At 71.8% G+C, this 25,819-nt stretch carries 19 protein-coding genes; 10 read left to right on the top strand and 9 right to left on the bottom strand.

Annotated features, from left to right (window positions below; translation table 11 throughout):
- Positions 1 to 230: 230 nt before the first annotated feature.
- The 3 genes from rpsU to ElP_RS32115 all read left to right on the top strand — a co-directional run bounded on the left by rpsU (position 231) and on the right by ElP_RS32115 (position 1,693).
- Complete coding sequence (rpsU, locus tag ElP_RS32125) at positions 231 to 419, top strand: 30S ribosomal protein S21 (protein WP_126723855.1); 189 nt, start codon at positions 231 to 233, stop codon at positions 417 to 419.
- 40 nt (positions 420 to 459) lie between these two features.
- The gene (locus ElP_RS32120; RefSeq protein WP_145277266.1) at positions 460 to 906 is read left to right on the top strand and encodes a DUF29 domain-containing protein; all 447 of its coding nucleotides are present in this window, start codon (positions 460 to 462) and stop codon (positions 904 to 906) included.
- Between the two features lie 331 nt (positions 907 to 1,237).
- The gene (locus tag ElP_RS32115; RefSeq protein ID WP_145277264.1) at positions 1,238 to 1,693 is read left to right on the top strand and encodes a hypothetical protein; all 456 of its coding nucleotides are present in this window, start codon (positions 1,238 to 1,240) and stop codon (positions 1,691 to 1,693) included.
- Positions 1,694 to 2,680: 987 nt separating this feature from the next.
- Here ElP_RS32115 and purB read toward each other — a convergent pair.
- Both purB and ElP_RS32105 read right to left on the bottom strand, forming a co-directional pair.
- The gene (gene purB / locus ElP_RS32110) at positions 2,681 to 4,111 is read right to left on the bottom strand and encodes an adenylosuccinate lyase (RefSeq protein ID WP_145277262.1); all 1,431 of its coding nucleotides are present in this window, start codon (positions 4,109 to 4,111) and stop codon (positions 2,681 to 2,683) included.
- 112 nt (positions 4,112 to 4,223) lie between these two features.
- Complete coding sequence (locus tag ElP_RS32105; RefSeq protein WP_145277260.1) at positions 4,224 to 5,459, bottom strand: Glu/Leu/Phe/Val family dehydrogenase; 1,236 nt, start codon at positions 5,457 to 5,459, stop codon at positions 4,224 to 4,226.
- 434 nt (positions 5,460 to 5,893) lie between these two features.
- Here ElP_RS32105 and ElP_RS32100 point away from each other — a divergent pair, with 434 nt between their 5' ends.
- The 3 genes from ElP_RS32100 (at position 5,894) to ElP_RS32090 (ending at position 11,385) form a co-directional block, all read left to right on the top strand.
- Complete coding sequence (locus ElP_RS32100; RefSeq protein WP_197446537.1) at positions 5,894 to 6,382, top strand: MarR family winged helix-turn-helix transcriptional regulator; 489 nt, start codon at positions 5,894 to 5,896, stop codon at positions 6,380 to 6,382.
- Positions 6,379 to 7,722 carry an efflux RND transporter periplasmic adaptor subunit gene (locus tag ElP_RS32095; protein WP_145277258.1) on the top strand — a complete coding sequence of 448 codons (1,344 nt, stop codon included), beginning with the start codon at positions 6,379 to 6,381 and terminating at the stop codon, positions 7,720 to 7,722. The genes ElP_RS32100 and ElP_RS32095 overlap by 4 nt, the downstream gene beginning before the upstream one ends.
- A gap of 168 nt (positions 7,723 to 7,890) precedes the next feature.
- Positions 7,891 to 11,385, top strand: coding sequence for an efflux RND transporter permease subunit (locus ElP_RS32090; RefSeq protein WP_145277256.1), 3,495 nt, complete (start codon positions 7,891 to 7,893; stop codon positions 11,383 to 11,385).
- Positions 11,386 to 11,416: 31 nt separating this feature from the next.
- Here ElP_RS32090 and ElP_RS32085 read toward each other — a convergent pair whose 3' ends face one another.
- The 3 genes from ElP_RS32085 to ElP_RS32075 all read right to left on the bottom strand — a co-directional run bounded on the left by ElP_RS32085 (position 11,417) and on the right by ElP_RS32075 (position 14,622).
- The gene (locus ElP_RS32085) at positions 11,417 to 12,127 is read right to left on the bottom strand and encodes a hypothetical protein (protein ID WP_145277254.1); all 711 of its coding nucleotides are present in this window, start codon (positions 12,125 to 12,127) and stop codon (positions 11,417 to 11,419) included.
- Positions 12,128 to 12,273: 146 nt separating this feature from the next.
- Positions 12,274 to 13,098 carry a rhomboid family intramembrane serine protease gene (locus tag ElP_RS32080; RefSeq protein ID WP_145277252.1) on the bottom strand — a complete coding sequence of 275 codons (825 nt, stop codon included), beginning with the start codon at positions 13,096 to 13,098 and terminating at the stop codon, positions 12,274 to 12,276.
- Positions 13,099 to 13,239: 141 nt separating this feature from the next.
- The gene (locus tag ElP_RS32075) at positions 13,240 to 14,622 is read right to left on the bottom strand and encodes a DUF1501 domain-containing protein (RefSeq protein ID WP_145277250.1); all 1,383 of its coding nucleotides are present in this window, start codon (positions 14,620 to 14,622) and stop codon (positions 13,240 to 13,242) included.
- A gap of 481 nt (positions 14,623 to 15,103) precedes the next feature.
- Between ElP_RS32075 and ElP_RS32070 the strand changes: the two genes are divergently transcribed.
- Complete coding sequence (locus ElP_RS32070) at positions 15,104 to 16,258, top strand: exo-alpha-sialidase (RefSeq protein WP_145277248.1); 1,155 nt, start codon at positions 15,104 to 15,106, stop codon at positions 16,256 to 16,258.
- 20 nt (positions 16,259 to 16,278) lie between these two features.
- Here ElP_RS32070 and ElP_RS32065 read toward each other — a convergent pair whose 3' ends face one another.
- The 4 genes from ElP_RS32065 to ElP_RS32050 all read right to left on the bottom strand — a co-directional run bounded on the left by ElP_RS32065 (position 16,279) and on the right by ElP_RS32050 (position 20,601).
- Entirely contained in the window at positions 16,279 to 17,532 is a 1,254-nt protein-coding gene (locus ElP_RS32065; protein ID WP_145277247.1) for a carboxylate-amine ligase, read from the bottom strand.
- A complete protein-coding gene (locus tag ElP_RS32060; protein ID WP_145277245.1) occupies positions 17,529 to 19,013 on the bottom strand; it encodes a RimK family protein in 1,485 nt (494 codons plus the stop codon). The genes ElP_RS32065 and ElP_RS32060 overlap by 4 nt, the downstream gene beginning before the upstream one ends.
- 40 nt (positions 19,014 to 19,053) lie before the next feature.
- Positions 19,054 to 19,761 (bottom strand): cysteine peptidase family C39 domain-containing protein, encoded by a 708-nt coding sequence (locus ElP_RS32055; protein WP_390836111.1) that lies wholly within the window; start codon positions 19,759 to 19,761, stop codon positions 19,054 to 19,056.
- Between the two features lie 153 nt (positions 19,762 to 19,914).
- Entirely contained in the window at positions 19,915 to 20,601 is a 687-nt protein-coding gene (locus ElP_RS32050) for a hypothetical protein (protein ID WP_145277241.1), read from the bottom strand.
- A 613-nt stretch (positions 20,602 to 21,214) separates the two neighbouring features.
- On the opposite strand from ElP_RS32050, the gene ElP_RS32045 reads away from it, so the two are divergent.
- From ElP_RS32045 to ElP_RS32035, 3 genes are all read left to right on the top strand, one after another.
- Complete coding sequence (locus tag ElP_RS32045; protein ID WP_145277239.1) at positions 21,215 to 21,400, top strand: hypothetical protein; 186 nt, start codon at positions 21,215 to 21,217, stop codon at positions 21,398 to 21,400.
- Between the two features lie 164 nt (positions 21,401 to 21,564).
- Positions 21,565 to 22,653 carry a DUF1559 domain-containing protein gene (locus ElP_RS32040; RefSeq protein ID WP_145277237.1) on the top strand — a complete coding sequence of 363 codons (1,089 nt, stop codon included), beginning with the start codon at positions 21,565 to 21,567 and terminating at the stop codon, positions 22,651 to 22,653.
- 156 nt (positions 22,654 to 22,809) lie between these two features.
- Complete coding sequence (locus ElP_RS32035; RefSeq protein ID WP_197446536.1) at positions 22,810 to 25,743, top strand: FG-GAP-like repeat-containing protein; 2,934 nt, start codon at positions 22,810 to 22,812, stop codon at positions 25,741 to 25,743.
- The last annotated feature ends 76 nt before the right edge of the window (positions 25,744 to 25,819 follow it).

Below are 25,819 nucleotides of genomic sequence, written 5' to 3'. Positions count from 1 at the left end.
TCCGCGGCCCTGGGCCCCGCGTGAGATCCGGATCTTCCCCGGAGCCCCGGCTTGGCAATCGTCCCCGGTGCATGGTACACTCCCGGTTTGCCGGTGCGCCTCGCGGCCCCGGTGTCGGCCCCGCCATCCGGGCGAGCGGGGTCGGCCGCGATCCGATCCGAGCTATCGACGATCCGGACCAATCGCCCGACCCCGATCCTCCGAGAACCCGCGATGGGGAGGCCTCGACCGTGGTGAAGTTACGGGTCCGTGCCGGCGAATCGATCCAGGATGCGGTCCGCCGCTTCCGGAAGCTCTGCGAGCGGAGTGGGTTGCGTAAGGAGATGCGCCGCAAGGCCTACTACGAGAAGCCCTCCGAGCGCCGCCGCCGAGAGCAGCTCAAGCGCCTGCGCAAGGCCCGTCAGGCCTCCCGCGTCTGAGCGGGCGGCCCGATTCCTCCCCTCAGGTAGATCAACGACGATGGCCCCGGGAGACGCCCCGATCGACTGGCACGACCTCGCGGCGTCCTCCCACTACCGGACCGCCGTCGCCGTCCACGAGGCGATGCGGCATGGGGACCTGGCCATGGCCGACGCCGGCATCCAGGAGCTGATCGACGCCTTGTCCCGATCCGAGAAGCGGGCGCTCCGCAGTCACCTGATCCGCCTGATGTCCCACGTCATCAAATGGCAGACGCAGCCCGACCGCCGCTCCCGAAGCTGGGTCGCGACGATCGCCAACGCCCGAGCCGAGATCGCCGAGATCCGGGACGAGACGCCGAGCCTCGACCGGGACGTGCTCGAATCGATTTGGGAGGGTTGCTTCCGCCTCGCCCGGAACGAGGCCGAGGCCGAGATGGACCGCGACGCCGAGGTCTCGGCCCTCTCCTGGGAAGACGTCTTCGAGCAGGATTACTTGCTCGGTTGATCGTCGATCGACCGTGCTGATCGGTTGGTCCCGTCCCTCCCGCCACCCCGGGCGGGCATCCTCCTTGGCCCGTTCGTCGCTTTCGCCCTGGCCGGGGAGGTGCCGTCCCGGACCGGAGTGCGTCCCCCTCCCCGGGCGTGGGGCCTCCGCTCGCCTTGGCACCACATATGCCCGTGGGTCCCCCGACGGACGACAGGCCGAATCGGGGCGCCGAGGTCGGTCGTTTCGAGACCCCGCCCGCCCCGAGGTCGGAGATGCCCCCGAGGAGGTGACCCGGGCGATCGGACGTGCGCCCACCGCGTCGCCTTCCGACGAATCGAAGGAGGATGAGATGCGAGAGCGCAACCAGGCGTCCCTCGTGCCGGTCCCGGCCCGGGGGATCGGATGGACGGGCCTGGCCTTGGCCGTGGCCCTCGTCGGCTGCGACGACGGGATGGACGGCCTCCAGCCGGAGACGCCCGCGCCGCCCCCGGGCAGCCTGGCACCGGAGGAACCCGACTGGACGAAGGACGTCCCCCCGGAGAACCAGCTCAGCCCCGAGGAATTCAAGTCCCTGGATCAGGGGATTCCGGGATCGACCCTGGAGGAACCGGCCCCGACGCCCGGGACGCCGGGCGAGGCCGTCGACCCCTCCGGCGAGGCGACGAGCGACCCCGGCATCGGGATCCTGCCCCCCGTCGATCCGGCCTCGCCGGAATCGGTGCCGAACCCCGACCTGCCCCCCGCCCCCGACGATCCCGCCGGGGACGCCGGGTCGATCGTGCCGGAGGCGACCGAGGAGCCGTAGGAGCCCTCGCCCGCCGAGCCGGGGCCGATCGGCCCGGTCGAGAAGACCGGCCGATCGGCGTTGCGGCCTCCTTCGAGGTGACTCGACCGGGCGATCCCATCCGCCCAACCTGGACGTCCCGGGCGACGAGTCGCCCGGGACGCTCCCCGTCGCCCCCCCAGCATCACACCCCGACCTCGATCTTCGGGGCCCCGCCGGCGTACCCCCGGTGCGCAGGCCCGGGGTCGGGGCCCGTCGGGGGATTCGACTCGGGGCCGTTCCCATCGTCGCCGGCCGTTGCCGGCCGGCCCCCCCCTCGACGGACGAATCCGGGATGAACCCCCGACATCCCTACGCCTCCCGGATCGCCCCGCCGGCCCCTCCTCGGGCAATTCTCCGGCCCCGCCCCGTTTCTTGTGACTGACGGGCCGCTTCGCCACGATGATATCGGTATGGGGCCTCGCAACTCGGGCCGCCCCTCGTCGTCCCCGGTCGCCGATCCTCCTGCCGGGGGAGGGTGCCCGGGACGGCCTCTTTGACAATCCATCCGGCATCGAGGACGAAGAAGGCCCCTGGACCCTCTCCTCCCATCCTCCTCGTCGCGCAGCGGACCCGATCCGTGCCCCGAAACCGGACGCGACGACCGGGCCGACCCCGTCCGGCGCGAAACGAAGCCAATGCTCCGGGTGCGCCGCGCGGAGCGAAGCCAATTGGTTTGACGCAACTCGGTGGCCGATCAGGAAAATCGGCCGTTTGCCCGTCGCGCACCGTCGCGCACCGAGCCATCAAGGACCGGCGCACCACCCCCCTCCGCTGTGCCTCCCCCCGGGTCGAGGGCGGCGCGGGTCCGGGCCCGGAGGACCACTCCGGATCGCTCGCGCGAAACGAAGCCAATGCTCCGGTGCGCCGCGCGGAGCGAAGCCATTTGGGTCGGCGTAACCTGTTCTGTCCGAAGGGACTCCCGGCGATCGGGCCCGGCGCACCGGGGCGCACCGGGCCGATTCCGGGTCAGACGTGGACCTCCTGGTGCTGCCCCATCAGGCCCGGATACCGCCGGCGGATCGGCTCGACCTCATCGGCGAGGAAGGCGTCGACCTGCTTCGGGCAGCGGCCGATGAAGCGACGGGGGGCGAGCGTGGCGTGGAGGTCGACGGCGGAGAAGGCGGGATCGCCCTGGAGCCGGGAGAGCAGGTCGTTCTGATCGGCCCCCTGCTTGAGGGCGTCGGCGGCGGCGATGGAGTGGATCCGGATCCGCTCGTGGAGGTCCTGCCGGTCCCCCCCGGCCCGGACCCCGGCCATGAGGATCGCCTCGGTGGCCATGAAGGGCAGCTCCCGGGCGACGTGCCGGGCCACCACCGACGGCCGGACCACCAGCCCCGGCACGACGTTCAGGTACAAGGTCAGCAAGGCGTCGGCCGCCAGGAACGACTGCGGCAGGACCATCCGGCGGACGGCGCTGTCGTCCAGCGTCCGTTCGAGCCACTGGGTCGCGGCGGTCTGGCCGGCGGCGGCCTGCTGGGCCATCAGGAACCGGGCGATGGAGCACATCCGCTCCGCTCGCATCGGGTTCCGCTTGTAGGCCATCGCGGAGGAGCCGACCTGGTCGGCCTCGAACGGCTCCTCCAGCTCCCGCTCGTGGGCGAGCAGTCGCAGGTCGCTGCCGAAGCGGTGGGCGCTCTCGCCCAGGGCGGTCAGCGCGGAGAGGACGAGGGAGTCGAGCTTCCTCGGGTAGGTCTGCCCGGTGACGGGGAAGACCCGGTCGAAGGCGAACTCGGCGGCCACCCGGCGGTCGAGCTCCTCCACCCTGGCGTGGTCGCCGTCGAACAGGTCGAGGAAGCTCGCCTGCGTGCCGGTGGTCCCCTTCACCCCCAGGAACCGGAGGTCGGCGACCCGCCGCTCGACCTCGGTCAGGTCGAGGATCAGGTCCTGGCACCAGAGGGTCGCCCGCTTGCCGATGGTGACGAGCTGGGCCGGCTGGAAGTGGGTGTACCCCAGGCAGGGCTCCTTCTTCCACCGCTCGGCGAAGACGGCCAGGGCGTCGATCGACCCGACGAGCAGGTCGCGGACCTTCCCCAGGGCGTCCCGCAGGAGGATGAGGTCGGTGTTGTCCGTGACGTAGCAGCTCGTGGCCCCCAGGTGGATGATGCCCTTCGCCTCCGGGGCGGCGTCGCCGAAGGCGTGGACGTGGGCCATCACGTCGTGCCGGAGCTTCTTCTCGTAGCGCCGGGCGGCCTCGAAGTCGATGTCCTCGACCCGGGCTTCCATCGCCTCGATCTGCCCCTCGGAGATGTCCAGCCCCAGCTCCCGCTCGGCCCTCGCCAGGGCGACCCAGAGCCGCCGCCAGGTGGAGAACTTCCGCTGCGAGGACCACAGCCCGGCCATCTCGGCGGAGGCATAGCGGGTGATCAGCGGGTTCTCGTAGGTCTGGTGCGGATCCATGCGGGGCTCCGGGGCAGGGGGATGACGGGGGGCAGGGCGTTCGGCAGACGCGGCGGGGGGCTCGCACGATCGACCTGCGGGGCGGGCGTCGGCTATCCGGCATCCGGCGGGATCAGATGCCGGCCAGGACCTTGGCCCGGCCGACGCGCTGGATGCCCAGCACGAAGGCGGCCGTGCGGAGGGAGACCCCCTGGCGACGGGCGAGGTCGAGCACGGCGGCGACGCTCTCGACGTGGCGGCGGTCCTGCTCGGCGCGGACCTGCTCGATGGACCAGCGGAAGTGCTGGAGGTTCTGGACCCACTCGAAGTAGCTGACGATCACGCCGCCGGCGTTGGCGAGGATGTCGGGGATGACGGCGATGCCCCGACGCTGGAAGACCTCGTCGGCCTCGGGCCAGGTGGGGCTGTTGGCGGCCTCGACGATGGCCCCGGCCCGGACCTCGGCGGCGAGCTTCGCGTCGAAGACGCCTCCGAGCGCGGCGGGGATGAGCACGTCGACCTCGGTCGTCAGCAGGTGCTCGTTGGTGGCGGCCTGCCCGCCGGGGAAGCCGACCACCTTGCGGTGGGCCGCGGCGTGCTGCTGCAAGGCGGGGATGTCCAGACCGTCGGGGTTGCAGACGGCGCCATAGGCGTCGGAGACGGCCACCACCTTCGCCCCCATGTCGGCCAGCTCCCTGGCGGTGAAGCTGCCGACGTTGCCGAAGCCCTGGACGGCCACCGTGATCCCGTCGACCGGCCGGTCCCGGGCCAGCCGGAGGTACTCCCGGGTGACGACGGCCACGCCGTGGCCGGTGGCGCTCTCGCGGCCGAGCGAGCCGTGCAGCTCGACCGGCTTGCCGGTGACCACGGCCGGGTGGTGGCCGTGGAACTTGGAGTACTCGTTGGCGATCCAGGCCATCACCTGGGCGTCGGTGCCGACGTCGGGGGCGGGGATGTCCTTGTCGGGGCCGATGAAGTCGTGGATCTGCTGGGTGAACCGCCGGGTGATCCGCTCCACCTCGGCCCGGGAGAGGGAATTGGGGTCGCAGTTGACCCCGCCCTTTCCGCCGCCGAAGGGGATGTCGACCACGGCGGTCTTCCAGGTCATCAGGCTGGCCAGCGACCGGGCCTCGTCCTCGTCGACCGTCGGGTGGTAGCGGAGGCCGCCCTTGAAGGGCCCCCGGGCGTTGTCGTGCTGGACCCGGTAGCCGATGAAGTTGCCGATCTGGCCGGAGTCCAGCTCGATGGCCACCTCGACCCGCAGCTCCCGCTCGGGCGTCTCCAGCAGGACGCGCATGTTGTCGGACAGGCCGAGGATCGCCGCCGCCTGCTGGAAGTAGTGGTTCGTGGCCTCGAAGAAGGCGTGCATCGGCGGGGCCGCCCGAGTCGCAAGGGAAGGGGAGGTGGGACAGGCTCGTCCTCGCCGGTCGATCCTACCGGCCCCCCGCCGCCCCCGCAAGCGGACCGGCGCGGCCGTCCGGGCCGTCGGTCGCGATCGGCGATCGGGGGGCCGGTCGCGCCGCCGCCCCGGGGACCACGCCCGGGTGCCCGGGATGGGCGGCCCGTGGGGCGTGATGCCGTCCCCGCCCGCCGGGACGGGGAGGGGCCGGTCCCGTCGCCGACGCGACGGACGTTGGACGGGGCGTCGGATGCGTGTATAACAGGAGTTGTCGAGATCGTTAGCACGCTCATGATCCCGCCGACGCTCATACGGGCAGGGGGGCCCGGCCGCAACAACCGGGGCGGGTCCTCAGACCTGCGTCCCCCGCACGCAGCACCGCACCGCCAGAAACGGGTCGCGCCGTGTTCCGCTACGACTTCGAGCAGAGCCTGATCTACCGGGTCTGCACCGCCTCCCAGGCGATGGAGAAGGCCCTGAACGAGGAGCTGGCCCCGCTGGGGATCACCCACCGGCAATGGCAGGTCCTGGGCTGGCTGGCGCTGGAAGGGGGGCTGTCCCAGGCCGAGCTGGCCGAGCGGATGCGGGTCGAGCCCCCCACGCTGGCGGGGATCGTCGAGCGGATGGAGCGGGACGGCTGGCTGGAGCGTGCCCCCTGCCCGGAGGACCGCCGGAAGAAGCGGCTGACGCCGACCGATCGGGTGGGCCCGGTCTGGGAGGCGATCGCCTCGGCCGCCCGGAGGGTCCGGGCCCGGGCCGCCGAGGGATTCTCCGAGGCCGAGCTGAACTGGCTCCTCGACGCCCTGGAACGGATCCGGTCCAACGTCTCTTCTCCGCCGAATCACCCCGCGCCCGCCCCCACGCCGGCCTTCGCCGAGGACCACCGCCGATGACATCCCCAGGCCCCCCGAATCGAGCCCGTCGACGACTCCTGATCGTGGCCTCGGCCGCCGCCTCGGCGGCGATGGCCGTGCTCGCCGACGCCCGGCCGGCGGCGGCCCAGGGGGCCGGCCCGACCCCGGTCGCCTCCTCGACGGTCGTCCGCAGCACCGTGGCCGAGGGCCGGAGCTTCGTCGGCTCGGTGATGCCGGTCCGGGAGAGCACCGTCGGCAGCACGGTCGAGGAGCGGGTGGCCGAGTTCCTGGTGGACGAGGGCCAGCGCGTCGAGGCCGGCCAGCCGCTGGTCAGGCTGCGGACCGCCACGCTGGAGATCGAGCTGGCCGGGGCGAAGGCCGAGCTGGAGGCGCTCCGCCAGGAGCAGGCCGAGCTGGAGAATGGCACCCGGCCCGAGGAGATTGACCGAGGCCGGGCCGAGCTGGCCCGCACCGCCGCACTCCGGGACTACGCCCAGGCCGCCCGCCGCCGGATCGAGGACCTGATCCGGAAGCGACAGGCCAGCGCCCAGGAGCTGGACGAGGCCATCTCCAACGCCGAGGCCGCCGAGCAGGCGTTCAACGCCGCCCAGGCGGCCCTGGACCTGCTCATCGCCGGCCCCCGGGCCGAGCAGGTCGCCCGGGCCCGGGCCAAGGTCGCGGGGCAGGAGGAGGTCGTCCGGCGGCTGGAGGATCGCCTGGCCGAGCACACCATTACCGCCCCCTTCGCCGGGTACGTCGCCGCCGAGCACACCGAGGTCGGCCAGTGGCTCGGCCGGGGGGATCCGGTGGTCGACCTGGTGGAGCTGGACGAGGTGGACGTGGAGGTCAACGTGGTGGAGGACGACATCCGGTACATCGCCGTCGGCACCTCGGCCCGGGTCGAGGTGTCGGCCCTGCCGGACGAGGCGTTCATCGGGTCGGTCGCCCTGGTCGTCCCCCGGGCCGACCTGCGGTCGAGGAGCTTCCCCGTCAAGGTCCGCCTGGGCAACGAGGATTCGCCCGGCGGGCCGGTGCTGAAGGCCGGCATGATCGCCCGGGTCACGCTGCCGGTCGGCCGGGAGCACCAGGCGATGATGGTCCACAAGGACGCCCTCGTCCTCGGCGGCCCCTCGCCGACGATCTACGCCCTGGACCCCTCGGGCGACGACCGCGAGGCCGGGACCGTCCGGCCGGTGCCGGTGACGCTCGGCGTGGCTTCCGGCTCGCTCATCGAGATCTCCGGCCCGCTCCAGCCCGGCCAGCGCGTGATCGTGCAGGGCAACGAGCGGCTCCGGCCGGGGCAGGAGGTCAAGGTCATCCGGATCATCGAGGCCCAGCCCGAGCCCGACGCGGTCGCGGAGGCCGGACGAGGAAGATGAGGGTCGGGGATGGGCCCTGCCGGATTCGCGGGGACCGATCGCTCGCCGGCGTCGGTCCCGCCGCCCTGATCGAAGAACCGTCCACCATCCCATTCATTTCATTGACCCCCCGGACCAGCCGACGGCTCCCGAACGAAGCCACGCTCGATCCAGAGGCAGGAGCGCACGATGAATCCCAATGAGGCGATCGGTCGGGCGGAGGGCAACCTGGTCGCCGCCTGTGTCCAGAACAAGGTGAAGGTGACCGTGGGGGTGCTCCTGGTGGCGCTCTTCGGCGGCATCGCCCTGGTGACGATGCCGACGCAGCTGACGCCCGAGGTCCAGGTGCCGACCATCAGCATCGAGACCCGGTGGCCCGGCGCCAGCCCCCAGGAGGTCGAGCGGCAGATCGTCCAGGAGCAGGAGGACCAGCTCAAGAGCGTCGAGGGGGTGCGGAAGATGTCCTCCGAGTCGTCCGACTCGATGGGGTCGATCAGCCTGGAGTTCCCCGTCGGGACGAACATGGAGGAGGCGCTGCTGAAGGTCAACACCCGGCTCCAGCAGGTGCCGGAGTACCCGATCGACGCCGACGAGCCGATCGTCAGCACCTCCAGCCTGGCCGACCGGCCCATCGCCTGGTTCATCCTCGGCGAGACGCCCCCCCCCGACGAGGTGATCCGCGCCTTCGCCGCCGAGCACCCCGGGCTGGCCGACGCCGTGGCCCCGGCCCTGCGCACCTCGCACATCGGCCTGAAGCTCCGACGGCTCCGCCTCGCGGCCGAGGAGCACCCGGAGATCGCCGGGATCCTGGACGAGCCGGTCGACGTGCCCAAGCTCCGCCGCTTCGCCGAGGACGTGATCGAGGCCCGTTTCGAGCGCGTGGCCGGCGTCTCGAACTCCAACGTCATGGGCGGCCGCGAGGTCGAGATGCAGGTGATCGTCGACCCCGAGCGCCTGGCCGCTCGGCAGTTGACGATCGCCGACGTGAGGGACGCCCTCCGCAACCAGAACGTCGACACCTCCGGCGGCGACTTCTGGGAGGGGAAGCGCCGCTACGTCGTCCGCACCCTGGGGCAGTTCCGCAGCCCGGAGCAGGTCGAGGCGGTCATCATCGCCCGGCGGGACGACCGGCCGGTCTACGTCCGGGACGTGGGGGCGGTCCAGATCGGCTACAAGAAGCCCGACGGCATGGTCCGCCGCTACGGCACCTCGGTCATCGCCGTCAACGCCCAGCGCGAGACGGGCGCCAACGTGCTCGACGTGATGGCCGGCCTCCGCGAGGCGACCGAGGAGCTGAACTCCGGCCCGCTGAAGTCCCGGGGCCTGGAGCTGATGCAGGTCTACGACGAGACGGACTACATCTACTCGGCCATCGGCCTGGTGCAGAGCAACATCGTCGTCGGCGGGCTGCTGACGGTCGCCGTGCTGCTGCTGTTCCTCCGGAGCGGGCGATCGACGCTGGTGATCGGCCTGGCGATCCCGACCTCGATCATCGGCACGTTCCTGATCCTGAGCATCCTGGGCCGTTCGCTGAACGTGATCAGCCTCGCCGGGCTGGCCTTCGCGGTGGGCATGCTGGTGGACAACGCGGTCGTCGTGCTGGAGAACATCTACCAGCACTACCAACGCGGCGACCGCGTGTTCACGGCCGTGGTGAAAGGGACGAGGGAGGTCTGGGGTGCGGTCCTGTCGTCGACCCTGACGACCCTGGCCGTGTTCCTGCCGGTGGTCTTCGTGCAGGAGGAGGCCGGGCAGCTGTTCCGGGACATCGCCCTGGCGATCAGCGCGGCGGTCGGCCTGTCGCTGGTCGTCTCGATCACGGTGATCCCGACGGCCGCGGCGGCGATCCTGAAGGAGCGGCCCTCGGCCCCGCTCGCCTCCCGGGTGACGGGCGCCGGCCACGACGGCGCGACGAGCAACGGCCGGCCGAAGGGGGCGCGACGCCGGCCGGTGGCGGCGATCGGCCGGGCCCTGTCCTGGCCGGTCCGACGGCTGGTCGTCGCCCCGCTCGACGCCCTCGGCCGCGGCTTCGTCTCCGCGGTGGTGGCGTTGAATGCGTGGCTCCAGCGCGGGGTGATCCGGCGGGTGGCGACGGTGGCCCTGCTCGTCGGCGGCGCCGTCGCGGCGAGCTGGATGCTGATGCCGAAGGTGGAATACCTGCCCTCGGGCAACCGCAACCTCGTCATCGGCATCCTGCTGCCGCCTCCGGGGTACAACCTGGACCAGCTCGTAGAGATGGGGGAGGAGATCCAGGAGTCGCTTCGGCCCTACTGGGACGTGGAGGCCGGCAGCGCCGAGGCCGAGGCGCTGGATTACCCCGTCATCAGCGACTTCTTCTACGTCGCCCGGGGCCGCCAGATCTTCATGGGCATCCGGTCGGCCGACCCGCTGAAGTCCGGCGACCTCGTCCCGCTGATGCGGAGCATCGGCTCGCGGATCCCCGGCGTGATCGTGGTGGCCAAGCAGTCGAGCCTCTTCGAGCAGGGGCTGACGGCCGGGCGGACGGTGGAGGTGGAGATCATCGGCCCGGACCTGCCCAAGCTCGTCGGGCTCGGCGGCCGGGTGCTGGGGCAGGTCAACCAGATGATCCCCAACGTCCAGGCCCGCCCGGTGCCGAGCCTGGACCTCTCCAGCCCCGAGGTGCACGTCATCCCCAAGTGGGAGCAGGCGGCGGACCTGGGCATGAACTCCTCGAACCTCGGCTACATCGTCGACGCCCTGGTCGACGGCGCCTATGCCAGCGACTACTACGAGGGGGGCGACAAGATCGACCTGACCCTGATCGGCCAGGAGCAGTTCGCCGCCCGCACCCAGGACCTCCGGTCGCTGGCCATCGCCACGCCCACCGGGCAGCTCGTCCCGCTGGCGGCGGTGGCCGACGTGCGGCTCAACTCCGGCCCCGAGCAGATCAACCACCGGGAACGGCAGCGGGCCATCACCATCGAGGTGACCCCGCCGCCGGAGATGCCGCTCGAATCGGCCATGGACCTGATCCGCAACGAGATCGTCCGGCCGCTGGAGGACGGCGGCGAGCTCGACGGCCTGACCCGGATCAACCTCTCCGGCACGGCCGACAAGCTCCAGCAGACCTGGAACTCGTTGAAGTTCAACGTGTTCCTGGCGCTGGTGATCACCTACTTGCTGATGGCCGCGCTGTTCGAGTCGTGGCTCTACCCGCTGGTGATCATCCTCAGCGTGCCGCTGGGGGCCGTGGGCGGCCTGGCGGGGTTGCAACTGCTGAACCTCTTCGTCCTGCAGCCGCTGGACGTGCTGACGATGCTCGGCTTCGTGATCCTGATCGGCACGGTGGTGAACAACCCGATCCTGATCGTCCACCAGGCCCTGATCCACATCCGCGAGGACGGCATGCCCTACGACCGGGCAATCGCCGAGGCCGTCCGCAGCCGGATCCGGCCGATCTTCATGACGACCACGACCACCGTGCTCGGCCTGCTGCCGCTGGTCCTCTTCCCCGGTGCCGGCAGCGAGCTGTACCGGGGCCTGGGCAGCGTGGTGCTCGGCGGCCTGATCGCCTCGACGATCTTCACGATCGTCCTGGTGCCCACCCTGTTCAGCCTGGCGCTGGAGGCCCGGGACGGCCTGGCCCGACTGCTCGGCAATTCCGTGGAGGCCGATGCGACCTCGGACGAATCCACGAAGCCGGAGCCGGTCGCCGTCGGCTGAACACCCGGCCCGACCCGCCGGTGCCCGGAACTCATTCCGGGCACCGGCAGAGGAAGCAGGGCTTCTTGGGGATCCGGCTCGGGGGGACGACTTCGACGGGGTAGCGGTCGAGCCCGAGCCGGGCGATGAGCCAGGCGTTGTCGTTGGCGGCCTGGTCGAAGGGGCTCCGGGTCATGACCTCCCGGGCGATGAAGCGGCTGGCGGGCTTGCCGATGCGGATGAGCGGGTAGTGATCCCGGCCGAAGATGGGGTCGCAGGCGGCGACGGCGTGGATGCAGTCGCTGATCAGCAGGTTCCTCGGCGTGCTGATCGCCCGATACTGGGCCGCGCCGCTCTCCAGGATGGTGCGGACCCCGAGCGACCGGGCATAGACCTGTGGCACGATCTGGAACGGGCCCCACATGGCGATCCGCTGGTTGGTCGACCGGACGGCGCCGATCGACTCGTCCAGGTCGAGGTTGATCCCGGGCTCCGGGACCAGGTTCCAGACGCGGACGTCCAGCGTCGTCGGCAGCCAGCTGATCGTGTGGTGCTCGATCGCCCAGCCGGACGGATCGGGCCCCTCTCCGACGGCCCGGACGAAGGTGGCCCAGGTGTGGGTGTAGCGGGGCAGCTTCGGATGCGACTGCGACCCGAAGATCAGCACATAGTACCGCTCCTCCCCCCGGGCCGAGCCGGGGAGGGCCAGCAGCATGCCGAGCAGGAACAGGGCCCCGATCCGCCCCCAGCCTCGATGTCCCATCGCGTTCGCCCTCCCTGGCGAGTGGTCGAGTCCGGATCCGTCCGGGGAATTCATCGGCTCGGTGGGTGGGGGAGGTGTCGGGAAAGGGAGGGCAGGGGGGTGGATCGGGTCGAGACGTCGGGGATATGCGGCGTGTGCCTCCCGATTCAGCGGGATCGGCCCGGCGTGCGGTACCGCGGAGAGGCCCAGCCCAGTTCGAGGGGGTGCTCGCCGGTGCCGGACCGCTCGGCCCTGGGGCGGAAGGCGAGGCCGATGAAGATCCCCGCCGCCGCGCCGCCGATGTGGGCGGCATAGGCCACGCCGCCTCCCTCGCCGGCCGTCGAGAGGTCCCCCATGCCGAGGGCCAATTGCATCACGATCCAGAGGCCGATGACCAGCGACGCCGGCATCGTCGTGAGGACCCGGACGACCAGCACGAGCACCCGATTCTTCGGGAACCAGACGACGTACATGCCCATCACCCCGGCAATCGCCCCCGAGGCGCCGAGGCTCGGCACCATCGAATCCGGCGCCACGGCGATGTGCGAGAGACTCGCGACCAGCCCACAGGCCAGGTAGGCCGCGAGGTACCGCCCGTGGCCGAGGGACTCCTCGACGTTGTCCCCGAAGATCCAGAGATAGAGCATGTTGCCGCCCAGGTGCAGCAGGCCGCCGTGCATGAAGATCGAGCTGAGCAGGGTCAGCCAGACCGGGAACGGCACCGGCCCCTGGGGGAGCTCCTCCTCCTGCTCGACGACCTGCTCGATCCCGAACCGGTCGGGCACGGCGACCTCGACGAGCAGCGTCACCGGCTCGTCGAGGTCGACGTTGCGGGTGATCTCGAACGGGGTGGCGGCGTAGGAGACGGTGAACGACTCGGGGCGGCTCGCCTGGAGCAGGAAGGCGAGGATGTTGGCGGCGATCAGCCCGTAGTTCACCCAGGGGGTGATCCGGGTCGGGTGGTATTGGTGGTCGCCGAGGGGCATGACCATGGGGGCGGTTCCCGGGGGACGGCCGTACGCCCCCCGGTGAAGGGCCGGGCGGGCGCCCCCGATTGGACCGGCGCCGCCGCCCGTTGGCAAGGGCGCGGCGGCGGGCCGCCGGCAGGTCGGGTCGGGTCGTGTCGGGCCCGATCAGATCAGCTCTCGGATCGGCTCCGGGTCCTCCAGCACGGGCATCGGCCGGCCGAGCTGGTCGAGCAGCTGGAGGTTGGGGTCGATGCCGAGGACGTGGTAGATCGTCGCGTGCAGGTTCGAGGGCGTGACCGGGCGATCGTGCGGGTACATGCCGAGGCGGTCGGTCGAGCCGACGAGCTGGCCGCCCTTCAGGCCGCCGCCGCCGAGCAGGCAGAACATGGCGTGGCCCCAGTGGTCCCGGCCGGGGGTGCCCATGCTCATCGGCGGCCCGCCGTTGCCGCCGTCGTTCATCCTGGGGGTGCGGCTGAATTCGCCGCAGAGCATGACGAGCGTGGTGTCGAGCAGGCCGCGCTGGTGGAGATCCTCGAAGAGGGCGGAGACGGCCGAATCCACCATCGGCAGGTAGTGCTCCATGCCCGTCTTGAGGTCCCAGTGGTGGTCCCAGCCGCCGAGGTGGACGGTGACGAACGTGGTGCCCGCCTCGACCAGCCGGCGGGCCAGCAGCGTGCTCTGGCCCCAGGAGTGGCGGCCGTAGCGGTCGCGGAGCCGGGGATCTTCCCGGTTGATGTCGAACGCCTCCCGGGCGGCGGGGCCGGTGACGAAGTCGAAGGCCTGCTCGGTGAAGCGGTCGACGTTGGCCGCCTCGGAGAGCGCCTCTCGGTTGCGGCAGGCGTCGTCGAGCCGCTGCCGGAGGGACCGGCGGTCTTCCAGGCGGTCGATCGAGAGGCCGGGCAGGAGGTTCAGGTCCGAGACGGCGTAGCTCGGCGCGTTGGGGTCGCCGCCGGGCTGATACGGGTCGTACTGCATGCCCAGCAGGTTGCCGCCGAAGTAGCCGGGATTCAGGCCGACGCTGCTGGCCACCGGCACCGAGGCATACGCCGGCACCCCGGGCTTGCGGGGGCCGACCTCCCGCGCGGCGATCGAGCCGAGCGACGGGAATTTCCCCGTGGTGTTCGCCCCGGAGACGCCCTGGTCCTTGGTGGTCAGGATGCGGTGGGCGCCGGCGAAGTGGTCGCCGGTGTCGTGGTGCAGGGAACGGACGATCGAGAACTTGTCGGTGTGCGCCGCCTGGAGCGGGAACAACTCGCTGACCTCAAAGCCGGGGACGGCCGTCGGGATCGGTTTCCAGAGGCCGCGGTACTGCTCCGGGGCCTCGGGCTTGAGGTCGTAGAGGTCCATGTGGCTCGGGCCGCCGTCGAGCCAGATGAGGACCACCGAGGTCGGATTGCCCGGCAGGCCGCCCGAGGCCGACTCCTGTTTGGCCCGCAGCAATCGGGGGAGGCCGACGCTCGCCATCCCCGCGACCCCGAGTTGCAGGAAGCTCCGGCGGCTCAGGCGGTCGCAGTATGAGCCCGCCGATCCGAGGTCGATGCGCAGCATGTCGCCCCCCCTGACCCGCCCCGGTCGCCCGGCCCTCGGGCGGCCCCGCGACCCTCGCGGCACCTCGCCCGGGATCCGGGCCCCGGCGGCCCGGTCGTCGATCACCCGATCCGAACGTCCCCCGGCGTCCCCGGCCCCGCCTCGGGGCCCGGATCCCGGGGGGCCGGCCCTCCGGCCGGCCAGGTCGCTCATTCTGGGCCGGGCAGGCCGATTTGTTCAACACATTTTTTACCCGGGTTGTGCCGAACCGACGGCCCCGGCGTGACGATCGTCCGGCGAGTGCCCCGGCCGAGGTCGTCGAGGGGGCCCCGGTCGATCCCCCCGTCGAGGGCGCTCGGCCAACGATCCGCACGCCGAGGGATCCGGCGGCGGCTTGACCGGGGGGCGGGGCCGGGGCACCCTGGGGCGGTCGGGCCCTTGAGGTCGGCCGGCCCCGGGCGTGCGCGAGGTCGACCGGGCCCTACGGACCGAGGAAGCGGCGATGATGTCGGTGCTGAGGGTCGCGGGGGCCGTCGGGCTGTCCCTGGGGGCGGTCTTGCCGGGGGGGGCCGACGGGGCGGGGGGGCCGGCGGTGCTCCGGCACGTGGTCGTCTACGGCGAGGCCGGGCGGTTCGCCGGCTGGCCGGCCAACCACGGGATGTGGACCTGGGGGGACGAGGTGCTCGTCGGCTTCAGCCGGGGGACCTACAAGGACCTCGGCCCGTATCACCACATCGACCGCGAGCAGCCCGAGGAGCACCTGCTCGCCCGGAGCCTCGACGGCGGCCTGTCCTGGACGGTCGAGGAGCCGAGGCCGCCGGGGGTGCTGGCCGGCTCGGCCGGGATGAGGCACGGCACCATGCCTCCGGGCGTCGCCGAGGCGGTGCCCGTCCCCCTGGACGAGCCGATCGACTTCGCCCACCCCGACTTCGCCATGACCCTCCGCATGGAGGGTAAGGACCGGGGCACCTCCTGGTTCGCGTATTCCTACGACCGGGGACGGACCTGGCGAGGCCCCTTCCGATTCCCCCCGCTCGGTCTGCCCGGCGTGATGGCGAGGACGGACTACCTCGTCGACGGTCCCCGGGACTGCATCGCGGTGCTGACCGCCGCCAAGGCCGACCGCCTCGAAGGCCGGCCCTTCGCCGCCCGGACGACCGACGGGGGTTTGTCCTGGGAGTTCCTCTCCTTCATCGGCCCGGAGCCGGATCGAGGGTATGCGATCATGCCGTCCACGGTCCGGGTCGGGCCGACCGACCTGGTGACCACCGTCCGGCTGCGGGACCCCGATCGGGCCTGGATCGACTGCTACGCCTCCCGCGACGACGGCCGGTCCTGGGAGTTCCGGTCCACCCCCGCCCCGGAGATCGGCACCGGGAACCCGCCGAGCCTGGTCCGGCTGCCCGACGGGCGGCTCGCCCTGGTCTACGGCCACCGGGACGAGCCGTTCGGCATCCTCGCCCGCTTGAGCGACGACGACGGCCGGACCTGGTCCGGGCCGATCGTGCTCCGGGACGACGGCGGCGGCACCGACCTCGGCTATCCCCGCTCGGTGGTCCGGCCCGATGGCTCGGTCCTGTCGGTCTACTACTACAACGACCGGTCCGGCCCCGACCGCTATCTCGCGGCGACGATCTGGGACCCGGGGGATCGGTGATCGGCCGGCCGCCTCCCCGCTCAGCCGAAGGGCCGGTCGTCGACCAGGCAATCGCAGAGGTCGGCATAGACCGATCGGATCTCGGACGGGGTCACCGGGCCATCGGCACCCAGGCGGCCGAGGATGCGGCGGGCGAGGGGGCCACGGTCGAGGATCAGGGGGAGCGGGCTGCGATCGACCTCGGGGCCGAGCTCATCCCGGAGCGCATGGAAGAGGTGCCGCCAGAGGTCGAGCGCGGGCCGGGGGCCGCGGGCGTCGAGGCCGAAGCACCGGAGGTAAGCGGGGTCGGCGACGACGGACCGCTCGGATGCGGAGAGTCCGGAGCCCCCGACGCAGGAGAGGAGGATCGGCTCCAGCACGTCGACCGGGAGGGCGCGCTGGTCCCCGGTCGAGGACCAGCGTTCCTCGACCAGGGCCCGGACCGAAGCGACGACCAGGGACGCGATCGCCAGGTCGGCCGAGGGGCATTCCTGGACGTCGAGCAGGCGGATCTCGATCGCCGAGCGGTCGAACCGGGCGATCGCCCCCCGGGCGTTGAGCCATTCGTGTCGGAGGACGCCGTCGGGGTCGAGCGGGGCGATGGCGGCGTACATCGGTTCGAGGATCAGGCGGTCGTACTCGGCCCGGGTGAAGGCGGGCTCGGGGATGACCCGGCCGGTGACCTCGGGGACCCGACGGCAGTTGTGCCGGTAGAATTCGAGGCGGTTGTCGAGCAGGCCGGTGACCTTGCCCTCGACGATCGGCGAGCTGGCGGCCAGTGCGGGCAGGATCGGCAGGATCAGGCGGATCGCCGCGTGGAGGCGGCCGAACTCCTCGTCCCCGGAGAAGGGGAGGTTCAGGTGCATGCTCTGGAGGTTCGACCAGCCGTGCCCCCGGCAGTCGAAGATGCGGTCGAACGTCTCGTAGACGGGGCCGTAGTCGTGCGGCCAGAGCCTCGCCTCGGCGGCCGGGTCCATCAGCGGGTGCATCGCCGTCGGCATCAGGCGGGCGCCCATCGGTTCGAGGATCGCGTCGATGCGGCGGACGTGCTCCCGGAACGGCCCGTAGAGGCCCGAGGGCGAGGGGGCCGGGCTCGTCGTCTTCAGCTCGACGACGTGGGCGGCGAGCTCGTTCGACCAGGAGATCGGGCCCAGCTCCACCTCGGATTCGGGCCCCCCGGACGGGGAGACGGCCGAGAGCAGCCGGTCGGCGATCGGCCGGACGGCAAGCGTCTCGCGGTCGACGATCATGTATTCGAGTTCGACGCCGATCCCTTCGAAGAGGCGGAGGCTCATGGGCGGTTGTTCCCCCCGCCGTAGCCGAGCTTGCGCCGCTCGATGCGGCGGAGGAAGACGTCGGCCATGCGGCGATAGAGCTCGTCCCGGAGGATGGCGTCCTCGACGCCGGATTCGAGGTTCGGGTTGTCGTTGACCTCGATGACGGTGAACTGGTCGCCCGACTGCTTCACGTCGACGCCGTAGAAGCCGTCGCCGATCAGCTCGGCGGCCCGGGTGGCGATCCGGACGGCCTTGCGGGGGGCGAGCTCGACGGGGAGCGTCTCGAACTTGCCGTAGGAGGACTTGCCCTCGGCGTCTCGCTTGATGATCTGCCAGTGCTTTCGCGCCATGAAGTACTTGCAGGCGAACAGGGGCTGGCCGTCGAGGATGCCGATCCGCCAGTCGAAGGTGGTGGGCAGGTACTCCTGGGCGACGACCAGGTCGGACTCCCTCCAGAATCGGGCCAGCTCGTCCCGGAGGGCGTCGGCGGTCTCGACCTTGATGACGCCCCGGGAGAAGGAACTGTCGGGCTGCTTCAGGACGCACGGCAGCCCGATGCACTCGAGCACCTCGTCGACGTTCTCCTCGTGGGCGACCAGCGTCTTCGGCGAGGGGATGTGGTGGTGGCTGAGCAGCTCGGCGAGGTAGACCTTGTTCGAGCAGCGGACGATCGACTCGGGGTCGTCGATCACCACCAGCCCCTCTCCGGAGGCCCGGCGGGAGAAGCGGTAGGTGTGGTGGTTCGGCGCGGTGGTCTCCCGGATGAAGAGGGCGTCGAACTCGGCGATCCGGCCGTAGTCGTCGGGGCCGATGACCTCGACGGCCAGGCCGACGGCCTCGGCGGCCTTGGCGAACTTCTGCAGCGCCTTGTCGTCGGAGGGGGGCTCGGCCTCCTTCGGGTTGCGGAGGATCGCCAGGTCATACCGCCAGGCGGCCCGGCGCCGGACCGACCCGCGACGGCCGGCGAAGAACTCCCGGGCGGCCTCGGCGACGATCGGCCAGTGGGCCTCGGGCACCTCGCTGGCGCCGATCGCGGCCACGCCCCGGAGCTGCCATCGGCCGTCGATCTTCTTGAACTGGGCCCGGAGCATCGGCGCCCGGAAGGAGTCGAACAGGTACCGGCTCAGCGTGTCGTAGCGCTTGGCCACGTTGCGGCCGAAGTAGACGCTCAGGGTGAAGGCGTCGGACTGCAGCGGGTGCAGGTCCTTCTGGATGCGGTCCTCCAGCTCCTCGCCCATCAGGCGGACCATCGCCGGGGACTTCATGTCCTGGATCGTGGTGATCGAGGGCAGGGGGCGGTGCCCCCGGGCCTCGGCCAGCAGCGAGACGTAGTAGCCCGCGCTCTGATATCGGTACGACTTGCAGAGGTTGAACAGCTTCGCGTTGCGGAGCGCGGCGAAGCGGGGGCTCGTCAGGTACGACCAGGCGTCGACGACCTCGGCCTCGGGCAGCTCGGAGGGCCAGTCCTTGGGGTCGTCGGTGACGATGAGCGTGGGCACGAGGCGATCCCTTCCCTTCGGCTCGGGTCGGTTCGGTCGTTCAGCGGGGGGTGTCCCGGGGGCGGACGATCAGCAGGTTGGCGTCGTAGGTCACGATCCCGAGCATGATGGCCGACAGCACGCGGTCCACGCCCTGCATGTAGTAGTGGTCGGCCGCCAGGGGGTTGGGCCAGAGGGGGTCGGCGAGGAGGACTTCCCTCGACTTCTGATCGTATCCGCAGAGCACGACGAAATGGCCGGCCGGCTCGCCCCGGACGTCGTCGTGGTCGGACTTCGGGCCGTACTCGCGGGGCATCCGGTAGAGGTAGGTCGCCGAGAGGCCGGTGAGGATGGGGGTCCGGCGGTCCAGGTAGTGGCGGATCAGGGCCCCGTTGAGGTCCCGCATCCGGATCCGGCCGCCGAGGCTGAGGAACTCGAGGTAGGCGTCGGTGGCCAGCAGGAGCTTGGGGTTCTCCTTCGCGGCGGCCTGGGCGCGGAGCTTCTCGGCGAGGTGGGGGGCCTTGGGGGAGAACCAGGTGGGGTCGAAGACGCGGAGGTCATAGGTGTAGAGCGTCGCCTCGTAGCCCCGCTTCAGGGCGTGGGTGCCCAGCAGGACGGCGAGCGTGCCCCCCCCTTCGAGCTGGGGGATCTCGCGGGCGACCTGCTCCAGCGGGATCTCGTCGCCGTAATAGCTGTAGAGCGCGTCCAGGCAGGTGGGGCCGCACGTCACGTCGTCCGGCTGCGGCTGGATCTCGAACTTCAGGCGCATCTCCACGGCCGACCTCGCTCCGGCGCGGGACCGGGGGCCGGCCCCGGCCGAGCAGGCCGGGGCATCGGCCTCCCGTCGCAGTATTGTACGACGGGCCGCGGAAAAGGGAGCGCGAGCCCGGGGCGCCTCCGGCGACCGGGCCGGGCGCGCCCGTCATCTCTTCTTCGGTCGGCCCGGGTCGGCCAGGGCCATCGCGGCGACGAGGGCGGCGAGCACGTTGGTCGTGGCGTGCGCGAACAGCCGGGCGGCGGTCGAGTCGGCGACCGGCTCGCTGGTCCGGGCCAGGGGGAAGAGGATCGCGCCGAGGATCTCGTAGGCCGCCGCGCCGATCGCCCCGCCGACGAGCCCCCCGACCGCCGCCTTCGCGACCCGGGCCCCGCCGCCGCCCCCCCCCAGCCCGAGGGCCAGGCCGCCGACCCCGCCGATCAGGCCCCAGAGCGAGGCGTGGGTTGCCAGGGGCAGCAGCAGGTCATGGGAGATCGGGTCGGCGTTCTCCAGGTAGACCGAGGCCAGCCCGAAGGCCGCCCCCGCCCCGACCAGGCCGCCGAGCACCAGCCCGGCGACCCCGCCGACGGCCGCCGACCGCTTCGAGCCGCCCGCCGCCGCCCCCGCCAGGCCGAGCAAGAGGCCGAGCACCGCCCCCTGGACGGCATACGTCAGGGTCGCCTCCAGCACGAGACCCCGGTGGATGTCCTCGCTGCTGGCGCCTCCGGCCGTCGGCCCGAGCATCGGGTCGGCCAGCGCGGAGGGGGCGAACCGGCCGTACGCTACCTCTCCCGCCGTCCAGGAGAAGGCGGTGGCCAGCACCCCGGCGATGAGCACCACGGCGGTCGGAGGCATCCTCCGGTGCGGCGGCCTCCCGCTCGGGACGGGGGGATCCGGGGCTGGGTCGACGCCGGGTCCGGGCTGAGTCATCGTCCAGGTCCTCCGCATGACGCCGCACTGGGAACGGCCCCGATGCTCTCGGGGCGGCAGCCCGTCGGGTTGTCCTGACCGGGGGCCGATCGCCCGGCCCGGTTGTCTCGCACCGGCCCATTATCGTCGGCCGGAGTGCTGATGCAAACGGGGTCTCCCTCGGCGTGCCGGGGCCGGGCACCGCTGAGGGTCGGGAGCCCGACAAAATTTGGGATAATCCAAAATGACGAGAATCGTCGAGATACTCATTGATCGAGACGCGTCTCGTCGCTAAATAATGGAGACTTGCCCTGAATCTGGGGCTGACCGGTCCGTTCGAGGTGCGTGCAGTCGAACACGCTGGGGAGGGTGGGGGATCGTCCTCCGACCCCGGCGGTGACGGGAGGATTCCGCGGGAACTGCCCCTCGGTGGTGGTCGATGCGCCGATCGGCGCGGTCTGGTCCCGGCATGCGACCTGCATTCAAATATTAACGGACCGATCTAGGTCATCCCGGGAGGGCTAGCAGCCCATCCTGCACTTCACGAGGCATGTGGACAATGCGAGCGATTCGAGCCGGTCGGCGGCTGTCCCAGCTGCTGGCCCTGGCGGCCGTCTGCGGCGTGGTGATGATCTACGCCGGGTGCGGCGGCCCGGAGAACGAGACGGTCATCCCCAAGGAACCCCCGGCCGAGAAGGCCAAGGACTCCATGGATTACTACCGAAATCAGATGCAGCAGAAGTGAGCGTCCCCGGTGACGCCGCCTCGCGCATCGGCCCGGTCAGCCGGCCGCCGTCGGATCGGGCGAGCCGGTTTCCGCCCCTCCCGGTGCCCGCCCGCCGTATCTCATCGGCCTCGGCCCGGGAGCGCCCTCTTGGTCCTTTTTTCTTTCTCCAGGGAGACGAATCCGTGAGAACTCTCAAGCGACGGGCCCGCGGCTTCACGTTGATCGAGCTGCTGGTCGTCATCGCCATCATCGGCGTGCTCATCGCCCTCTTGCTGCCGGCCGTGCAGAGCGCCCGGGAGGCCGCCCGCCGCGCCCAGTGCACCAACAACCTCAAGCAGATCGGCCTGGCGATGCACAACTACCACAGCGCCCACGGGACCTTCCCGCTGGGCGCCACGGCCACCGACAACCCCTACAACCTTCAGGACGGCCCGAGAACCTGCATCAACTGGATGGGCTGGAGTCCCCACGCGATGCTGCTCGGCTACATCGAGGGCCAGCCGCTCTACGACGCCATCAATTTTAACTTCGACCCGATCTCCTGGCCGTCGTACCCCTTCAACAGCACCCTGACCAACACCCGGCTCGCCACCTTCCTCTGCCCCTCCGACGGCAACGCCGGCCGGCAGTTCTTCAACAACTACTACGCCAGTACGGGGACGAGCACGAACACGTCCAACAACCACGACCACAACAATTGCCAGAGGCCGGGCGGTCGGAGCACCGGGTTGTTCTACTACGCCACATCTTATGGCATCCAGAGCATCGCCGATGGCTCGTCGAACACCATCGCCTTCAGCGAGGGGCTCGTCGGCAGCGGTGAGGACCTCCGGAGGGCCTACGTCACCGGAGCTAACAAGGACGGACTGGTCGGCCACTACGACGCCAACCAGGACGTCCCCACGACCCTGAGCAACCTGCAGGCCTGCACCACCCGCTGGCAGACCGCGGCCCCCGGCCAGGGCCTGGCCAGCAACCGGGGCTACTACTGGGCCTGGGGCGCCGACGCGATGACCCTGTTCAACACGATCGTCCCACCCAATTCGACCCAGCACCAGTGGGGCCAGTGCCGCTTCGGCTGCGAGCCTTGCGGCACGTACTCCGCCGACCACTCCAACATCGTCAACGCTACCAGCGGCCACCCCGGCGGGGCCAACTTCCTGCTCGGCGACGGCAGCGTGAGGTTCCTCAAGAGCACCATCGCCATGCCCACCTACTGGGCCCTCGGCACCCGGCAGGGCGGCGAGGTCATCAGCGCCGACCAGTTCTGATCGGCTCGCCGATCCCGTACCATGGGGAGGCCCCGCCCGACGATCCGGGCGGGGCCTTTTCTCGCATCCCGCCTCGCCCCGACGATCGTTCGGCCGACCGATCCGGGGGCCCCGATGCCACGTCCCATGGCCGGAATCATGCGACCGAGAGTGATTTTGCTGCTCCCGATGGCCGCCGCGATCGGCCTGGGGATGGCCTGGGTGATCGGGGACCGCAGGGATGCGGCCGCGTCCGAGGCGGCGGGGCGGGCGATGGCCGCCGGCCGATTCGAGGAGGCCCGGGGCCTCCTGGCCGCGCTCCTCGATCGTCGGCCGGATCGGGCCGACGTGGCCTACCGCCTCGGGGCCTGCGAGGCGAACCTCGGGGACGTCGAGGCCGCGCTCGACGCCTGGGCCCTGGTCCCCGAGGATTCCGGCCTCGGACCCCGGGCGGCCCTCGATCGCGCCCGGCTGGCCCTGGAGCATGGCCGGCTCGCCGAGGCCGAGCGGAGCCTCGACGCGATCGCCGGCCGTCGGGACGAGGTCGGCGCCGAGGCGATCCGGATGACCCAGCAGCTCCTGCTGTTCTCCGGCCGGTCCGACCGGTTGCCCCACTGGTTCGAGCGCCAGTGGCGGACGGCCCGGGACCGGGGGCCGAGGGCTTCGGCCGAGATCCTCCGGTCGCATTGGCTGGCCGAGACGCAGCCGCTGCCGATCGCCGCCGTCCGGGAGCGGCTCGATCGTCATTACCGCGAGGCCCCGGGGGACGACCGTGTCTGGCTCGGCCTGGCCGACCTCGCCCGACGCTCCGGCCGGCTCGACGAGGCCGACTCCTGGCTCGACCGCTGCGAGGCACGCCGCCCCGACGACCCCGACGTGCTGCTCGCCCGGCTCGAATGGGCCCTGGTCGCCGGGCGTCCCGGGGAGGCGGATCGGGTGCTGGCGGGCATCCCCGCCGATCGGGTCGACTCGCCCCGGGGCGCCTCGATCGGGGCCCGACTCGCCTCGATCCGGGGGGACGCCGAGGCCGAGCGAGCGGCGCTGGAGCGTCGGGTCGAGCTGGAGCCCGGCGACGCCGCCGCCTGGGGACGCCTGGCGGACCTCGCCGCCCGGCCCGGCGCCGGTGACGACCGCCGCTCCCGGCTCCGGGAGCGGAAGGCCGAGATCGACCGGCTCAAGGATGAATACGCCAAGCTCATGGGGGCCCTCGCGGCCGGCGGGCCTCCCCCCTCGGCCGAGCTGGCCCGACTGGCCGAGTCGCTCGGCCGACGGTTCGAGGCCGAGGGCTGGTGGACGATCCGGGTCCTGGACGACCCCGGAGACCTCGACGCCCGGGCGGCGCTCGACCGCCTTCGCAGCCTCCCCGGGCCGTCGACCCCCGGCGCCGGGACGACCCTCGCCGACCTCATCCCCGGGGCCCGCCCGGCCGACTCGCCCTCGCCCGTCGGCTCACCGGGCGACCTCCCCCCGATCCCGAGCTTCCGGGACGAGGCGGCGACTTCGGGCCTGGCGTTCGTCTACGAGAACGACCAGACCCCCGAGCGTCGGCTCCCCGAGACGATGGGGGGCGGCCTCGGCCTGCTCGACTACGACGGCGACGGTTGGGTCGATGTCTACTGCGTCCAGGGCGGTCGGTTCCCGGGAGGCTCCGCGTCGGCCGGGGGGGGGGATCGCCTGTTCCGCAACCTCGGCGAGGGCACCTTCGAGGACGTGACCGACGCCTCCGGCATCTCCGGCTTCCCCCGGGGGTTCGGCCACGGCGTCGCCGTGGGCGATTTTGACGACGACGGCGACCCGGACCTGTTCGTCACCCGGTGGCGGTCGTATGCGCTCTATCGGAACGAGGGGGACGGCACCTTCGCCGACGCCACCGAGGAGGCCGGGCTGGGGGGGGATCGGGGCTGGCCGACCTCGGCCGCCTTCGCCGACCTGGACGACGACGGCGACCTGGACCTCTACGTCTGCCAGTACGTGCGCTGGGATCCCGAGACCGACGCCCCCTGCCCGGACCCCAACTCCCCGGGCCGGTTCATGTACTGCGTCCCCCGGCGCTTCGAGTCCGAGCCCGACCGCGTCTTCCGCAACGACGGGGGCCGGTTCGTCGACGTGACGGAGCAGGCCGGGATCGTCGACCCCGACGGCCGGGGGCTGGGGGTCGTCGCGGCCGACCTGGACGGCGACGATCGGATCGACCTCTACGTCGCCAACGACATGACCGCCGACCTGCTGTTCTGCAACCTCGGCGGCTTCCGGTTCGAGCAGGTGGGCGAGCTGGCCGGGGTGGGCTCAAACGCCGACGGGGGCTACCAGGCCGGCATGGGGGTGGCCTGCGGCGACCTGGACGGCGACGAACGGCCCGAGCTGCTGGTGACGAACTTCTACGGCGAATCGACCTCCGCCTTCCGGAACCTCGGCGGCGGCCAGTTCGCCTACGCCTCCGGCGACCTCGGCCTCGCCGCCCCGACCCGGTTCGTCCTCGGCTTCGGCCTGGCGCTGCTCGACGCCAACAACGACGGCCGGCTCGACGTGGCCCAGGCCAACGGCCACGTCAACGACTTCCGCCCCGGCACCCCATACGCGATGCCCGCGCAGCTGTTCCTCGGCATGGGGGACGGCCGGCTGGCCGAGGTGTCCGATCGCGCCGGCCAATGCTGGTCGGTCGAGCGCGTGGCGCGCGGGCTGGCGGTCGGCGACCTGGACAACGACGGATGGCAGGACGTGTTGATCCTCTCCCAGGCCGGCCCCCTGGCGTTCCTGCGGAACCTCGGCACGACGGATGGCGCGGGGTCGGCCGGCCGATATCTGACGCTGAAGTTGGAGGGGACGCGATCGAACCGGGACGCCGTGGGCGCCCGGGTCCGGGTGTCGGCCTCGGGCCGGACCCAGGCCCGCCACCGCCTCGGCGGCGGCAGCTTCCTGTCCGCCAACGACGGCCGCGTGCACGTCGGGCTCGGCCCGGTGCCGGCAGGCGAGCCCGTGTCGGTCGAGGTCCGATGGCCCGGCGGCCGGGTCGACCGCTTCGACGACCTAAGGCCCGACGCGGCGTATCGGCTCGTCGAGGGTGAATCGGTGGCACGGCCCCTGGAGGGTTGGTCGACTCCCTCCGATTAGTCCCGCGTTCGCCGATCCATTGCCCATCGAACGGTCCTCGTCCCGATCCCGAGCGAATCGGTCACGTGTCGGGCGA

The organism is Tautonia plasticadhaerens (assembly GCF_007752535.1).
Lineage (GTDB): Bacteria > Planctomycetota > Planctomycetia > Isosphaerales > Isosphaeraceae > Tautonia > Tautonia plasticadhaerens.
Note: the sequence above shows the minus strand (reverse complement) of the source record. Positions and strands in the feature narration are given on the sequence as shown.